Annotated in this window: 15 protein-coding genes; all 15 read left to right on the forward strand. The window is 73.2% G+C overall.

Annotated elements, in window-relative coordinates:
• Positions 1–257 precede the first annotated feature (257 nt).
• Positions 258–914: a tetratricopeptide repeat protein gene (locus ACSQ11_RS13270; RefSeq protein WP_436006128.1), complete on the forward strand. Its 657-nt coding sequence runs from the start codon at positions 258–260 to the stop codon at positions 912–914.
• Complete coding sequence (locus tag ACSQ11_RS13275) at positions 911–1,819, forward strand: HAD-IIA family hydrolase (RefSeq protein WP_436006130.1); 909 nt, start codon at positions 911–913, stop codon at positions 1,817–1,819. The genes ACSQ11_RS13270 and ACSQ11_RS13275 overlap by 4 nt, the downstream gene beginning before the upstream one ends.
• A 69-nt stretch (positions 1,820–1,888) precedes the next feature.
• Positions 1,889–2,761, forward strand: a complete 873-nt coding sequence (locus ACSQ11_RS13280; RefSeq protein ID WP_436006132.1) for a hypothetical protein — start codon at positions 1,889–1,891, stop codon at positions 2,759–2,761.
• Entirely contained in the window at positions 2,758–3,126 is a 369-nt protein-coding gene (locus tag ACSQ11_RS13285) for a hypothetical protein (protein ID WP_436006134.1), read from the forward strand. Before ACSQ11_RS13280 ends, ACSQ11_RS13285 begins: the two co-directional genes overlap by 4 nt.
• 1 nt (position 3,127) lies before the next feature.
• Complete coding sequence (locus tag ACSQ11_RS13290) at positions 3,128–3,934, forward strand: TlyA family RNA methyltransferase (protein ID WP_436006782.1); 807 nt, start codon at positions 3,128–3,130, stop codon at positions 3,932–3,934.
• Entirely contained in the window at positions 3,931–4,863 is a 933-nt protein-coding gene (locus ACSQ11_RS13295) for an NAD kinase (protein ID WP_436006136.1), read from the forward strand. The genes ACSQ11_RS13290 and ACSQ11_RS13295 overlap by 4 nt, the downstream gene beginning before the upstream one ends.
• A gap of 7 nt (positions 4,864–4,870) precedes the next feature.
• Positions 4,871–6,577 (forward strand): DNA repair protein RecN, encoded by a 1,707-nt coding sequence (recN, locus tag ACSQ11_RS13300; RefSeq protein ID WP_436006138.1) that lies wholly within the window; start codon positions 4,871–4,873, stop codon positions 6,575–6,577.
• 61 nt (positions 6,578–6,638) lie between these two features.
• Positions 6,639–7,820, forward strand: coding sequence for a putative cytokinetic ring protein SteA (steA, locus tag ACSQ11_RS13305; protein ID WP_436006140.1), 1,182 nt, complete (start codon positions 6,639–6,641; stop codon positions 7,818–7,820).
• Entirely contained in the window at positions 7,817–8,770 is a 954-nt protein-coding gene (locus ACSQ11_RS13310) for a copper transporter (protein WP_436006142.1), read from the forward strand. The genes steA and ACSQ11_RS13310 overlap by 4 nt, the downstream gene beginning before the upstream one ends.
• Positions 8,767–9,657 (forward strand): hypothetical protein, encoded by an 891-nt coding sequence (locus ACSQ11_RS13315; RefSeq protein WP_436006144.1) that lies wholly within the window; start codon positions 8,767–8,769, stop codon positions 9,655–9,657. The genes ACSQ11_RS13310 and ACSQ11_RS13315 overlap by 4 nt, the downstream gene beginning before the upstream one ends.
• Positions 9,654–11,282: a murein biosynthesis integral membrane protein MurJ gene (gene murJ / locus ACSQ11_RS13320; RefSeq protein ID WP_436006146.1), complete on the forward strand. Its 1,629-nt coding sequence runs from the start codon at positions 9,654–9,656 to the stop codon at positions 11,280–11,282. The genes ACSQ11_RS13315 and murJ overlap by 4 nt, the downstream gene beginning before the upstream one ends.
• Positions 11,279–12,361, forward strand: a complete 1,083-nt coding sequence (locus ACSQ11_RS13325) for a glycosyltransferase family 4 protein (protein ID WP_436006148.1) — start codon at positions 11,279–11,281, stop codon at positions 12,359–12,361. Before murJ ends, ACSQ11_RS13325 begins: the two co-directional genes overlap by 4 nt.
• 78 nt (positions 12,362–12,439) lie before the next feature.
• Positions 12,440–14,146: a CTP synthase gene (locus ACSQ11_RS13330; RefSeq protein ID WP_436006150.1), complete on the forward strand. Its 1,707-nt coding sequence runs from the start codon at positions 12,440–12,442 to the stop codon at positions 14,144–14,146.
• The gene (locus ACSQ11_RS13335) at positions 14,143–14,805 is read left to right on the forward strand and encodes an NUDIX domain-containing protein (RefSeq protein WP_436006152.1); all 663 of its coding nucleotides are present in this window, start codon (positions 14,143–14,145) and stop codon (positions 14,803–14,805) included. The genes ACSQ11_RS13330 and ACSQ11_RS13335 overlap by 4 nt, the downstream gene beginning before the upstream one ends.
• Entirely contained in the window at positions 14,802–15,218 is a 417-nt protein-coding gene (locus tag ACSQ11_RS13340; RefSeq protein WP_436006154.1) for a YchJ family protein, read from the forward strand. Before ACSQ11_RS13335 ends, ACSQ11_RS13340 begins: the two co-directional genes overlap by 4 nt.
• Positions 15,219–15,254 lie beyond the last annotated feature (36 nt).

A 15,254-nucleotide genomic window follows, 5' to 3' on the forward strand; every position in this document is an offset into this window, starting at 1 on the left:
GTGGTTCGGGGCGTCCACAGCGTGACGAACGCAGCGGGTCGGGTCGACCGGAGCGCGATGACCGCCGCGGAGGAAGCTCCGCCCGCTTCGGTGGTCGCGACGACCGACGTGATGACCGCCGTGACGGGGGTCGCCCCCCGCGAGGTGGCGCCGAGCGCGACGGTGAGCGCGGCGGGCCGCGGCTGGCACCGAAGAGCCCCCGGCGTCCCGAGCCGCGGATCCCGGACGGGGTCACCGGCAAGGAGCTCGATCGCTCCGTGCACCACCAGCTGCGCACCCTGAGCAAGGAGAACGCCGAGGGCGTCGCCCAGCACCTCGTCATGGTCGCCGCACTCCTCGAGGCCGATGACGTCGAAGGCGCGATGGCGCACGCCGAGACCGCGGTCCGGCGCGCCGGTCGCGTGCCCGCCGCCCGTGAGGCGCTCGGCATGGTGGCCTACCGCACCGGCGACTTCGCCCGTGCGCTCGGCGAGTTCCGCACGGTCCGCCGGATCAGCGGCTCGGACCACCTCATTCCGCTCATGGTCGACTGCGAGCGCGGCCTGGGCCGGCACGAGCGTGCCCTCGACCTCGCGCAGTCGCCCGAGGCCAAGCGCCTGCCCACGCAGGAGAAGGTCGAGCTCGCCATCGTCGTCTCGGGCATCCGCCGTGACCTGGGGCAGACCGATGCCGCCCTCGTCGCCCTGCAGATCCCGCAGCTCAAGAAGTCGAACCAGCCACGGTTGGCCTACGCCTACGCCGACACCCTGCTCGGGCTCGGTCGCGCGGACGAGGCGCGCGAGTGGTTCGAGAAGGCCGCGGAGGCCGACACCGAGTACGAGACCGACGCGGTCGAGCGGCTCGAGGAGCTCGACGGTGTCAGCGTCACCGACCTCCTCGGCGGCGCCGACGAGGAGGACGAGGTCGACGAGTGAGGCTCGTCGACCGCTACGACGCCATCGTGTGCGACCTCGACGGGGTCGTCTACCGCGGTGACCCCGCCGTGCCGTATGCCGTGGACTCCCTGTCCGCGGCCGGCATACCCATCCAGTACGCGACCAACAACGCGTCCCGGTCACCCTCCGAGGTGGGGGACCACCTCCGCAGGCTGGGACTCTCGGTGCAGGACTCGGCCGTGGCGACGAGCAGCCAGGCCGCCGCGTGGCTGCTCACCCAGCACGTCCAGGTCGGCGCGTCCGTCCTGGCCGTCGGGGGAGAGGGAGTGGCGCAGGCCCTGCGCGAGCGGGGGTACGTTCCCGTGCGGTCGGCCGCCGCCGAACCGGTCGCCGTGGTCCAGGGTTACGGGGCCGAGGTCACCGCGGACGACCTGGCGCAGGCGGCCTACGCCGTGCAGCAGGGTGCGCTGTGGCTCGCCACGAACACCGACCACACGCTCCCGACGGCCCATGGCTACGCGCCGGGCAACGGTGCGCTGGTCCTCGCCGTCGGTGCGGCGGTGGGACGCGGGCCGGATCTCGTCGCGGGCAAGCCGGACGAGCCGCTCTACCTCATGTGCGCCGAGCGGCTCGGGGTCGCACCCGAGCGCGTCCTCGCGATCGGGGACCGGCTCGAGACCGACATCGAGGGCGCCCACCAGGCGGGGATGGACTCGCTGCTCGTGCTCACGGGAGTCCACGGCGTGCACGACGCCGTGTCCGCGCCACCGCAGGCCCGGCCGACCTGGGTGGCCCGTGACCTGCGCGCCCTGCTCGATGACGTCGACACGCTCGAGCCGGCGTCGGCGGCGCTGCGCTCCGAGTGGGCCGCGCGTGACAACGCGGCCACCGGCGTCGACGTCAGCCGTCCCGTGCCGGAGGAACTCGCAGCACTCGCGGAGTGACGGCCCGTCTTCGTGGGCACACTCACGAGTAGCGTGTGGCGAAACCACCACGAAGCACAGGAGGACTCCATGGCCCAGCGGTCGATCAAGGGATACGTCGAGCTCGCTTCCGGACTCGGCGAGATGACGAGGAGCGCTGCCAAGGACGCAGCGGCCGAGTTCGTCGCCCTCACCAACAACGACCTGTCAGCCAAGAAGGTCACCAAGCAGGCGAGCCGTCTCGCCGACGACCTCTTCGCGGCGGCGAACACCAACCGCAAGAACCTCGTCGCGCTCGTGCGCTCCGAGGTCGACAAGGCCGTGGGTCGTCTCGACGTGGCCACACTGCAGCGGGAGCTCTCGTCGGTGGCCGACACGGTGCAGGCCCTGCGGGGGCAGGTGGAGGAGCTCGCCGGTTCGCTCTCGGGCCGCACGTCCACGGCAGCGTCGAGCGCCGCGACCGGCGTCGCCTCTCTGGCCGACACCGCCGGTGACACCGTCGCCGATGTCGCGCCTGTCGTGGCGCCGAGCCCGAGCCGGCGTCCAGCGCGGTCGGCGCTGAAGAAGTCCTCGGCCGCAACGCCCGCCACGAAGACCTCGGCTGCGAAGAAGACGACGGCCAAGAAGTCGTCCGCGAAGAAGGCCCCGGCCAAGAAGACGTCGACCGCCAAGAAGTCCAGCGCCACCACGGCCGCGGCCACGACGTCGTCCACGGCCAAGAAGTCCCCGGCATCGTCGACAGCAAAGAAGGCGACGGGCACGAAGAAGGCGGCGACGACGTCGACCGCGAAGAAGGCCCCGGCCAAGAAGGCGTCCACCACGAAGAAGTCGACCGCGAAGAAGTCGACCGCGAAGAAGTCGACCGCGAAGAAGTCCGCGGCCTCGACGTCGGCGACCAAGGCCTCCCCGAGCTCGGCTTCCACCTCGTCGACCGGTTCGACCTCGTCCACGGCGGGCGCGTGAGCGAGCACGTTCGCGAGGGCGACGACCTCTCCGAGGCGGAGCAGCCCCAGTCCGAGGCCGCGCAGCCCCAGTCCGAGCCGTCCGAGCAGCTTGAGCGCAACCAGACCGAGGCCGACCAGACGGAACCCGAGCACGCCGGGCCCAACCAGACCGGGCCCGACCAGACCGAGTCCGACCAGACCGAGTCCGACCAGACCGGGGGTGGCACGGGCACTCCCGCGGCCCCCGAGACGGGCGACCTCGTCATCGACGCCGCCCTCCGGGACCTCGCCGAGGCCCCGGAAAACGACCTCGACGCCCAGGTCGAGCGAGGCGAGCAAGTCCAGCGCACCCTCCAGGGTCGCCTCAGCGACCTCGGGGGCTGACATCGCTCGGCTCGACGCCGAGCTCGTCCGCCGTGGACTGGCCCGGTCGCGCGGCGAGGCTCGGGAGCTCATCGAGGGTGGCCTCGTCACCATCGACGGGCGGGCGGCGAGCAAGGCGTCGTCCGCCGTCGACGAGGCGACCCCGGTCGCCGTGTCGGCGGACCGCCCGAGGTGGGTGGGGCGCGCCGCCCACAAGCTCGAGCACGCCTTCACCTCGTGGGAGGCTCGCGGCCTGACCGCGGAGGGTCGGCACTGCCTCGACGTGGGCGCGTCGACGGGTGGGTTCACCCAGGTGCTGCTCGCCCGCGGCGCCACGGACGTCGTGGCGCTCGACGTCGGTCACGGGCAGCTCGTGGCGGAGATCCGCGACGACCCGCGGGTGACCGAGCGCAGCGGCACGTCGATCCGCGACGTCACGCCCGGAGACCTCGGCGGCACCTTCGACCTCGTCGTGGGTGACCTGTCGTTCATCTCGCTCACGCTGGTCCTCGCCCCGATCGCGGCACTCGCGGCCCCGGGCGCGGACGTGGTCGTGCTCGTCAAGCCGCAGTTCGAGGTCGGGCGGGGACGCCTGAGCAAGAACGGGATCGTCACCGACCCGAGGCACCGGCGCCAGGCCCTCACCGACGTCCTCGCGGCGGCCACCGAGGCAGGCCTCGGCGTGAACGGTCTCGAGCGCAGCCCGATCAGCGGGGGAGAGGGCAACACCGAGTACCTCCTGTGGGCGCGGTCGGGGGTCTCGGGCACGATGGACCCCGACGCACTGACCGCAGCCGTTCGGGGCCTGAGCAAGGGAGGACCACCATGAGCCAGTCACGCCGCATTCTGCTCGTCGTCCACCCGTCCCGCCCCGAGGTCCACGACCACGCGCTCGGCGTCGTCAAGCGCCTCACAGCCGCCGGCGTCTCCGTCGCGGTCATCGCCGACGAGATGTTGGGCACCCCGCTCGAGGGCCAGCCCGACCTCGTCGCCGCCGACCCGGCCGACCCCACGGCGGGGTGCGAGCTCGTCTGCATCCTCGGTGGCGACGGCTCCATCCTGCGCGCGGCCGAGCTCTCGCGCGGTTCGGGGGTGCCGCTGCTCGGGGTGAACTTCGGCCACGTCGGCTTCCTCGCCGAGGTCGAGCGGGACGACCTCGACGTCACGGTCGAGCGGATCGTCGAGCGCAGCTATGCCGTCGAGGAGCGCATGACCCTCGAGGTCACGGCCGTCCACGACGGCGAGACCGTCTTCGAGAGCTGGGCCCTCAACGAGGTCACCGTCGAGAAGGCGTCGCGCGAGCGGATGATCGAGCTCACCGTCGAGATCGACGGGCGACCACTGTCGACGTGGGGCTGCGACGGGGTCGTCATGGCCACGCCGACCGGGTCCACGGCATACGCGTTCTCCGCGGGTGGACCTGTCGTCTGGCCCGACGTCGAGGCACTCCTGCTCGCCCCCATCAGCGCCCACGCACTCTTCGCCCGACCCCTCGTCGTGGGACCCGAGAGCCAGCTCGCCGTCGAGGTCGTCCCGGGCACGCAGGGTTCGGGTGTGGTGTGGTGCGACGGTCGGCGTGCCGTCGACCTGCCGCCCGGTGCCCGTATCCAGGTCCACCGCAGCAGCGACCCGGTGCGCCTCGCGCGCTTCGCGGCCTCCCCCTTCACCGACCGGCTCGTGGAGAAGTTCGACCTCTCCGTGCACGGGTGGCGTGGCGCCGCGCGTCGCGCCAACGGCTCCGACCCCGAGGCGGGCTGAACCCACCGTGCTCCAGGAGATCAGGATCAAGGACCTCGGCATCATCGATGAGTCGCTCATCGAGTTCGGGCCGGGACTGACCGTGCTGACCGGTGAGACCGGTGCCGGCAAGACGATGGTCGTCACGAGCCTCGGACTGCTCCTCGGCGCGCGCTCCGACTCCGGGCTCGTGCGTCAAGGCTCCGACCGGGCCGTCATCGAGGGCGTCTTCGACGTGCCCGCCGACCACCCCGCCGCGACCCGCGCCGTCGAGGCCGGGGGAGACGTCGACGAGAGCCTCGTCCTCGTCCGCTCGGTGAGTGGTGAGGGACGCTCTCGCGCCCACGTCGGCGGACGGAGCGCGCCCGTCGGCGTCCTCGGCGAGCTGGGGGAGCACCTCGTCGCCGTCCACGGACAGGCCGACCAGTGGCGCCTGCGCCGGCCCGAGGAGCACCGCGAGCTGCTCGACACCTTCGGTGGAGCGACGCTGGGACGGGTGCGGACGGCATACGACACGGTGTATGCCGACCACGCGGCTGCCGTGACCGAGCTCGAGAACCTGCGCACGGCCGCTCGCGAGCGCGCCCAGGAGCTCGACCTGCTGCACCGGGGCCTCGAGCGCATCGAGGCCCTCGAGCCGCAGCCCGGCGAGGACGTCAGCCTGCGCACCGAGGACGAGCGGCTCGCCCATGCGGAGGAGCTGCGCTCCGGGTCGGCGCAGGCCCAGGCGCTGCTCGCCGGCGACGACGACGCCCTCGGGGGCGGCAACGCCGGCGTCATGGGTGAGCTCGCGGCCGCCCGTTCCGCGCTCGCCCAGGTGAGCGCCAACGACCCCGCGCTGGCCGACCTCGAGCGCCGGCTCGTCGAGGTCTCCCACGTCGTGACCGACCTCGCCTCCGACCTGTCCGCCTATGTCGCCGACGTCGACCTCGACCCCGGCCGCCTGGAGTGGGTGCAGACCCGCCGCGCGGCGCTGTCGGACCTCACCCGCAGCTACGGCGAGAGCGTGGACGAGGTCCTCGCCTGGGGCGAGTCGGCCGCTCGACGCGTGCTCGAGCTCGAAGGCGACGACGACCGGATCACCGTTCTCGAGGGGCGCGTCGCCGAGCTCGAACAGCAGCGGGCCGCCGCCGCCGCGGACCTCACCGCCGCCCGCACCAAGGCGGCCAAGGCCCTGTCGAAGCGGATCAGTGACGAGCTGGGGCATCTGGCCATGGGTTCGGCCACGGTGGTCATCGGCGTCGAGCAGCCGGGACGCCTCGGTCCGCACGGCGCCGACGACGTCGAGATCGGGCTCGCCGCCAACATCGGGAGCACCCCACGCAGCGTGAGCAAGGTGGCCTCCGGCGGTGAGCTGTCCCGCGTCATGCTCGCCATCGAGGTCGCGACCGCGCAGGCGGACAGCACGCGTGCGGTGCCGACCTTCGTCTTCGACGAGGTGGACTCGGGCGTCGGTGGGCGAGCGGCCCTCGACGTGGGTGCCCGCCTCGCCGCGCTCGCCGCCAGCGCCCAGGTCATCGTCGTGACCCACCTCGCGCAGGTGGCCGCCCACGCCGACCACCACCTCGTCGTGTCCAAGGCGGACGACGGCAAGGTCACGCGCAGCGGCGTGCGACGCGTCGCGGGGGAGGAGCGGGTGAGCGAGCTCGCGAGGATGATGGCCGGCAGCGAGAGTGACGCCGCCCTCGAGCACGCACGGGACCTCCTCAGCGACCTCGGCCACAGCACGGTCTGAGGCGGTCCCGGCGGCGCGGCCGTGCACGGCCGCGCGACCACAGCGTGGCACGATGGGCGGGATGCCCTTCACGACCCGCCTCCGACGCGAACGCGACCCCGGACCCGCCGGTGTCAGGGGTCCCGCGCGCGTCGACCCGCGCACCAAGGACCTGACCAAGCGACTCAAACCCGGCGACGTCGCGGTGATCAACCACGTCGACATCGACAAGGTGAGTGCCGAGGCCCTCGTGGCGTGCCGACCCAGCGCGGTCGTCAACGCCGCAGCCTCGATCTCGGGGCGCTACCCCAACCTCGGCCCCGAGATCCTGCTCGCCGCCGGGATCCCGCTGCTCGACGAGGTCGGCGAGGACGTCATGTCGCTCGACGAGGGGACGCTCGTCCGCCTCGAGGGCAACGAGCTGCTCGCCGGCGACACGGTCGTCGCGACGGGCACGGCGCTCGACGCCGCCATCGTCACCGACTCGATGAGCGAGGCGCGTTCCGGTCTCAACCACCAGCTCGAGGCCTTCGCCGCCAACACGATGGAGTACCTCAAGCAGGAGCGGGCGCTGCTCCTCGACGGCGTCGGTGTCCCCGACATCGCGACCGACCTCGAGGGTCGTCACGTGCTCATCGTCGTGCGTGGCTACCACTACAAGGAGGACCTGCAGATGCTGCGGTCCTACATCCGTGAGTACAAGCCGATCCTCATCGGGGTCGACGGCGGTGCGGACGCGATCGTCGAGGCGCGGCACAAGCCCGACCTCATCGTCGGTGACATGGACTCGGTCTCGGACGCCACGCTGCGCTGCGGCGCGGAGGTCGTGGTGCACGCCTACCGCGACGGTCGCGCCCCCGGACTCGAGAGGGTGCGCGAGCTCGGCGTCGAGCCGGTCGTCTTCCCGGCCACCGGGACGAGCGAGGACGTCGCGATGCTCCTCGCCGACGACAAGGGCGCCACCCTCATCGTGGCCGTGGGTACCCACGCCACGCTCGTCGAGTTCCTCGACAAGGGCCGCGCCGGCATGGCGAGCACGTTCCTCACCCGACTGCGGGTCGGCGGCAAGCTCGTCGACGCCAAGGGCGTGTCCCGTCTCTATCGCTCCCGCATCTCGGGCTGGTGGCTCGTCGCCATGGTCCTCGTCGGGCTGTGCGCTCTCATCGCCGCGCTCTGGGCCACGCCCGGCGGCAAGGTCCTGCTCCAGGTCCTCGGCGCCCGCCTCGACGATCTCTGGTCCGCACTCGGAGGAATTGTCACGTGATCGACTTCCGCTACCACCTCGTCTCGATCGTCTCGATCTTCATGGCCCTCGCCGTGGGGATCGTGCTCGGTGCGGGCCCACTCAAGGGCTCGATCGGTGACACGCTCACCCAGGAGGTCACCCAGCTCCGCGAGGACCGCAGCGCGCTGCGCACCGAGCTCGACTCCGCCCGCAAGGCCGGCGCCGCGCGCGACGAGCTCACCACCGACGCCCGCGCCCGCCTCGTCGGCGGGACGCTCACCGGCGGCACGGTCGCCCTCGTCGTCCTCCCGGGCGCCGACGCCGACGACGTCTCCGCGGTCGCCGAGACCCTCACCGCGTCGGGGGCGACCATCGTCTCCCGCACCACCGTCGAGGAGGCCTGGGTTCCCGACGGCGACGACGCGACCAGCTCGCAGACGACGCTCGCGACCGAGCTGCGTCGCGCGCTGGGGCTGCCCGTGGCCGCAGCGTCCGACACCGCCCCGCTCGACGACGTCCTCGCCGCAGCGCTGGTGTCGACCTCGGGAGGCGCGGTCACCGATGCGGGCAAGCGCGCGCTCGACTCCCTCAACGGCGCCAACCTCATCGACGGCGACAGCGCGGACCTGCAGCGGGCCACCAACGCCGTCATCGTCGGCGGCGTCATCAAGGGTGACGTCGCCGCGGACCGCGACCGGGTGGCCAACCGACTGGCCGGCCTGGCGGCGGCCCTGGACCGGGCGGGCAAGGGTGCCGTGCTCGCCTCCGATGTCGGCGTGAGCGGGTTCGCCAACGCGTCCTCCGTGGTGCGCGCCGCTCGCGGCGACGCGACGACCGCTCGCAACCTCTCGACCGTCGACGACATCAGCCTGTCGCTGGGCCACGTGAGCGTCGTCTATGCCCTCGTCCAGCAGAACGCCGGTGGCGTCGGACAGTTCGGCCTCGGTGACGGCGTCTCCGCCGCCTACCCGCCGGTCCCGGCGCCGTGAGCCGACGGCCCCTCGTCGCCGGCCTCGTCGCCGCGGCGACCGCGGGCGGACTGTCGACACTGCGCCGGTCGCTGCCGCAGGACCTGCGCACCCCTTGGGAGCGCACCAACCACGCCGGTGACCCGGTGACGCTGCTGGAGGGCCCGATCTTCGCGGTCGCCGCTGCCGCTGGTGCGGTCGCGGGAGGCTCGCCGTCGGCACCCGCCGCCGTCGCCGGCCTCGGCTCCGCGGCGTTCGGCGCGCTCGACGACCTCGCCGGGGACTCCGCGAGCAAGGGGCTCAAGGGACACCTGGGAGCCCTCGCCCGCGGAGAGGTGACCACCGGCGCCGTGAAGATCGTCGGCATCGGGGCCACGGGTCTCGCCGCTGCCGTCCTCGCCGACCGGAGCGCCTCGCGTGCCACCTCCCGCAGCTTCGGGTCTCGCGTCGGTCGCGTCGGTCGCGCCGCTCGCGGTAGCGACCCGGGCGCGAGCCTGCTGGGCACCCTCGTCGGCGGTGCCGCCATCGCGGGCGCCGCCAACCTCGCCAACCTCTTCGACCTGCGGCCGGGCCGGACGCTCAAGGTCACGGTCCTCACCGGTCTGCCCGCACTCCTGCCGCCGGGATCGCGTGGCGCCGCGACCGCCGCGGCTGCCCTCGGCGCCGCCGCCGGGACGCTGCCGGACGACCTGGCGGGTCGCTCGATGCTCGGCGACACCGGGGCCAACGCCGCCGGCGCCCTCATCGGGCTCGCCGTCGTCGAGCGCACGGGACTTCGCGGCCGCCTGGCGCTGCTGGCCGTGACCGCCGGGCTCACCGTCCTGTCCGAGAAGGTCTCGTTCAGCAAGGTCATCGAGGGCAACGACGTGCTCCGCCGCCTCGACGCCCTCGGGCGTCCGCAGCGATGAACGCGCGTCGCGCCGCGGCCGGCATCGCCGGAGCCGCGGGACTCATCGCGGTCACGACCCTGTTCGCGCGCTTCGCCGGGGTCGCCCGCATCTTCGTCTTCGCGGACTCCGTGCGCGCCCGCGGCGTCGGCGAGGTCTACCAGAGCGTCAACGCGCTCCCCAACGTCCTCTTCGAGGTCGCCGCAGGCGGCATCCTCGCTGCGGTCGCGGTGCCGCTCATCGCGCACTGGCTGGGAGCGGGGGAGCGTGAGCGCGCCGACGGCATCGCCTCGGTCCTGCTCTCCTGGGCGCTGGTCGTGCTCGTCCCGCTGGCGCTGCTCCTGTGGGTCGCCGCGCCGGCGATCTCGGGGCTCATGGTCGACGACTTCGACCCGCAGGCCCAGGAGGTCGGTGCCCGACTGCTGCGGATCTTCGCGATCCAGCTGCCGCTCTACGGCGTGGGCATCATCCTCACCGGGCTCCTTCAGGCGCACCGCCGCTTCCTCATGGCCGCCCTCGCGCCGCTGCTGTCGTCGGTCGTCGTCCTGGGCTCCTACCTCTGGTACGGCTCGCTCACCGACGGCGAGACCGCACCCTCGAGGGTGAGCGACGAGGCCCTCACGGTCCTGGGGTGGGGCACGACGCTCGGCGTGGTCGCACTGTCGCTGCCCCTCGTCGTCCCCGCCCTGCGCACGGGCTGGCGCTGGCGTCCGGGGCTCCGGCTCGCACCCGACGACGCCCGGCGGATCGGCGGCCTCGCCGGTGCGGGCGTGCTGGCCCTGCTCGCCCAGCAGGCCGCCGTCCTCGCGACGATGTGGCTCACGAACCACTCGGGGGACCGCGGCGCGTTCCCCGTCTACCAGTACGTCCAGGCCGTCTACGTCCTTCCGTATGCCGTCCTCGCCGTCCCCGTGGCCGTGAGCGCCTTCCCGGCGCTCGCCTCCCGGACCGGTGCGGGTGAGGAGGTCGGTGCCACGCTGGCCCGGGCCCTGCGCGGCGTCCTCGTGCTCACCGGGCTCTCGGCCGGGGTGCTGCTCGCCGCCGCGCCCGCCATCGGCGCCTTCTTCCAGCTGCTCGACAGCCGGCGCGGCGACGCCGGGTCGAGCCCCGCGGCCCTGGCCGCGATGTCCGGTGCCCTCGTGACCTATGCACCCGGCCTCGTCGGGTTCGGCCTCACGGCGCTGCTCACCCGGGCGCTGTACGTCAAGGGCCGCCCGCTCCACGCCGCGCTCGCCGTCGCGGCCGGGTGGCTCGTCGCGCTGCTCCCGATCGTCGTCGTCGGTCCCGACCAGGGGCCCGGGCCGACCCTGCGTGCGCTCGGTCTGGCGTCGTCGCTCGGCATGACCCTGTCGGGTCTGCTGCTCTGCGTCCTCGTGCGGCGGGAGTGGGGCGAGGCCGCCACGCGCGGCGCCGCCCGCACCACCGGGGCCCTCGTGGTCGCCGCAGCCGTGGCGCTCGGGGTCGGTGACCTCGTCACGCACGGCCGGGCTCTCGACGACGTGGTCGAGGTGCTCGTGGTCGGCGTCGCCGCGGGCGCAGCGGCCCTCGTCGCGGGGCTCGTGGTCCTGGGCTGGGCGGACCGAGAGATGATGGGCGACGTCCTGCGCCGCGGCAGGGCCCGTCGCAGGGGAGGAGACGCGTCATGAGGGTCGCTCTGGTCATGGGGACGAGCGCCGGAGGCACCGGCCGTCACGTCCACGACGTCGTCACCGGCCTCGTCGGCGCCGGACACGACGTCGTCGTGCTCGCCCCCGCGGGTGAGCTCGACCAGTTCGCCTACGCGTCGACCGGCGCGGCGACCGTCGAGCTCGCCGTGTCCGACCGACCGCACCCGGTGCGCGACGCCCGGGCACTCGCCGTGCTGCGCCGGGTCTGTGGCGGGGCGGACGTCGTCCACGCCCACGGGGCCCGGGTCGGGGCGCTCGCCACCGCGGCCCTCGTCGGACAGTCCGTCCCGCTCGTCGTGACCCTGCACAACGCGTCACCGGGCGGCGGTGTGCCCGGCCGCATCCACGCCGTCCTCGAGCGCGTCGTCGCCCGCGGCTCCGACCTCGTCCTCGGTGTCTCTGCCGACATCGTCGACACCCAGCGCCGGCTGGGCGCCCGGCGTTCCGAGCTCGCGGTCATCGCCGCACCGCCGCCGGCGACCGTCCACCGCGACCGGTATGCCGTGCGGCAGGACCTCGGCATCGACCCACGAACCATGCTGCTCGTGACCGTCGCCCGGCTCGCACCGCAGAAGGACCTCGACCTGCTCGTCGACGCCGTCGCCGAGATGCTCGAGCGGCACGACATCGACGTGGTCGCCGTGGTGGCGGGGGACGGGCCGGACAAGGACCGTCTCCAAGGCCGGATCGACGCCGCGCGCGTGCCGGTGCGCCTGCTCGGTCACCGCAGTGACGTCGCCGACCTCATCGCCGCGGCCGACGCCGTGGTCTCGACCGCACGCTGGGAGGGGCAACCGGTGGGGCTGCAGGAGGCGCTGCACTCCGGGGCCGCCATCGTCGCCACCGACGCCGGTGGCACCGGCGCGGTCGTCGGCGACGCCGCGATCCTCGTGCCGGTGGGCGACGTGCCCTCGATGGCCCGGGCCCTCACCGACGTCCTGCTCCACGGCGCCGTCCGCGACGACCTCCGCTCGCGGGCCATCGCCCGAGGTGGTGAGCTCCCGACGAGTGCCGACGCGCTGGAAGCCGCGCTCACGGCATACCGGTCCGTCCTCTGAGACGACGCCTTCTCGGGTCCGGCCCCGGAGAGTCGTGGTGAGACGGTCGCTCCCGATGACGTATTGTTGAAGCCCGTGGTGGCTCAGACGAAACAGATCTTCGTGACCGGAGGCGTCGCCTCTTCGCTCGGCAAGGGCCTCACGGCATCCAGCCTCGGATTCCTGCTCAGGGCACGCGGTCTCCGCGTGACGATGCAGAAGCTCGACCCCTATCTCAACGTCGACCCCGGGACGATGAACCCGTTCCAGCACGGCGAGGTCTTCGTCACCGACGACGGGGCCGAGACCGACCTCGACGTGGGGCACTACGAGCGCTTCCTCGACCGCAACCTCGTCGGCAGCGCCAACGTCACGACCGGTCAGGTCTACAACCAGGTCATCGCCAAGGAGCGTCGCGGCGAGTACCTCGGGGACACGGTCCAGGTGATCCCGCACATCACCAACGAGATCAAGGACCGCATGCGGGCCCAGGCCGCCGGCGCCCCCGGGGTCGACGACCGTGAGGCGCCCGACGTCATCATCACCGAGATCGGTGGCACGGTCGGCGACATCGAGTCGCTGCCGTTCCTCGAGGCCGCCCGCCAGGTGCGTCACGACCTCGGCCGTGACAACGTCTTCTTCCTCCACGTCTCGCTCGTGCCCTACCTCGCGCCGAGCGGTGAGCTCAAGACGAAGCCGACGCAGCACTCCGTCGCCGCGCTCCGCCAGGTCGGCATCCAGCCCGATGCCCTTGTGCTGAGGGCCGATCGAGAGATCCCCGAGCCGATCAAGCGCAAGATCTCGCTCATGTGCGACGTCGACACCGAGGGTGTGGCGGCCGCCGTCGACGCCCCGAGCATCTACGACATCCCCAAGGTCCTGCACCGCGAGGGCCTCGACGCCTACGTCATCCGCCGGCTCTCGCTGATCTTCCGCGACGTCGACTGGACCGACTGGGACCGTCTCCTCGGCCGGGTCCACAACCCGGAGCACCGGGTCGAGGTCGCCCTCGTCGGCAAGTACATCGACCTGCCCGACGCCTACCTCTCGGTCACCGAGGCGCTGCGTGCCGGTGGTTTCCACCACGACGCCAAGGTCGCGATCCGATGGGTCGCCAGCGACGAGTGCCAGACCGCCGCCGGAGCCCAGAAGGCCCTCGGTGGGGTCGACGCCGTCCTCGTCCCCGGTGGCTTCGGCGTCCGCGGCATCGAGGGCAAGCTCGGCGCGCTGACCTGGGCCCGCGAGCACCGCGTCCCCACGCTCGGCATCTGCCTCGGGCTGCAGTGCATGGTCATCGAGTACGCCCGCAACGTCGCCGGCATCGAGGGGGCGAGCTCGACCGAGTTCGACCCCGAGACCCCGGCGCCGGTCGTCGCGACCATGGAGGAGCAGAAGGCGTTCGTCGAGGGCGCCGGTGACCTCGGCGGCACGATGCGCCTCGGCTCGCAGCGCGCCGACCTGCGCGAGGGCTCGGTCGTTGCCGAGGTCTATGGCGCGACGAGTGCCGACGAGCGCCACCGCCACCGCTACGAGGTCAACGAGTCCTACCGCGAGCAGCTCGAGTCCGCAGGCCTCGTCATCTCGGGCACGCACCCCGAGCTCGGCCTCGTCGAGTTCGTCGAGCTGGCGCGTGAGGACCACCCCTACTACGTCGCCACGCAGGCCCACCCCGAGTTCAAGTCGCGCCCGACCCGGGCGCACCCGCTGTTCGCCGGGCTCATCGGTGCCGCCATCGAGGAGCAGCGTGCCGCGCGGCTCGTCGAGGTCGAGCGCCCCAAGGTGCCGGTGGAGGCCGACGCCCCGTGACGTCGCAGCGCCTCCACGACGAGCACGACCCGCAGCCCGTGCGGCACAGCGAGGTCGTCATGGAGGGGCGGGTCTGGGACGTCGTCCGCGACGAGGTCGACCTGGGTGACGCGGGCACGCACGTGCGCGAGTACGTCCGCCACCCGGGAGCCGTCGCGGTGCTCGCCCTCGACGGCGAGGACCGCATCTGCCTCGTGCAGCAGTACCGCCACCCCATCAGGACCCGCGAGTGGGAGGTCCCGGCCGGCCTGCTCGACGTCCCCGGCGAGCCGCCGTGGGAGGCCGCGGCGCGTGAGCTGCACGAGGAGGCCGACCTCGTGGCCGGCCGCCTCGAGGTGCTCGTCGACCTCCACCCGTCGCCGGGTGGGCTCGACGAGGCGATCCGCGTCTTCCTCGCCCGCGAGACCAGTCCCGTCCCCGAGGACGAGCGTCATGTCCGTGAGGCGGAGGAGCACGGTATGCCGTGTGCCTGGGTGCCGCTGGACGACGTCGTGGAGGCGGCTCTCGACGGCCGGGTCCAGAACGGGATCCTCGTCGCTGCCGCCCTCGCCGCCAAGGTGGCGCGGGCCCGTGGGTTCGACACCCTTCGCCCGCACGACGTGGCGTGGCCGCAACGACCCACGCCCTCGCTCGCGCTCGCCCCGGAGACGACGCCGTGATCGGCGGCTCCGCGTCAGGTGGACCGTGCCCGTGCGGTGGTGTCCCACAGGGGGCCTCCCTGGCCACGTGCTGCGGGCCCTACCTGTCGGGTGAGACCTGGCCACCGACCCCGGGAGCGGTCATGCGGTCGCGCTACACGGCATACACCGTGGGTGACTCCGACCACCTGTTCCGCACGTGGCACCCCGCGACCCGGCCGGCCGACGTCGAGCCCGACCCGGGACTCACGTGGACAGGGCTGGACGTCATCTCCGAGACCGGGGACGAGACCGAGGGTGTGGTCGAGTTCGCGGCGCACTGGATGTCCGGCGAGGGCGCGACCCGGCAGCGCGGGGTCGTCCGGGAGCGCAGCACGTTCACGCGTCGTGCGGGTCGCTGGGTCTATCGCGACGGGGTCCCGACCGACCGCTGAGGCCCCTGCGGGCCGTCGGCCGTGGCGAATCCGGTT

Source organism: Knoellia sp. LjRoot47 (assembly GCF_964253435.1).
Classification (GTDB): domain Bacteria; phylum Actinomycetota; class Actinomycetes; order Actinomycetales; family Dermatophilaceae; genus Knoellia.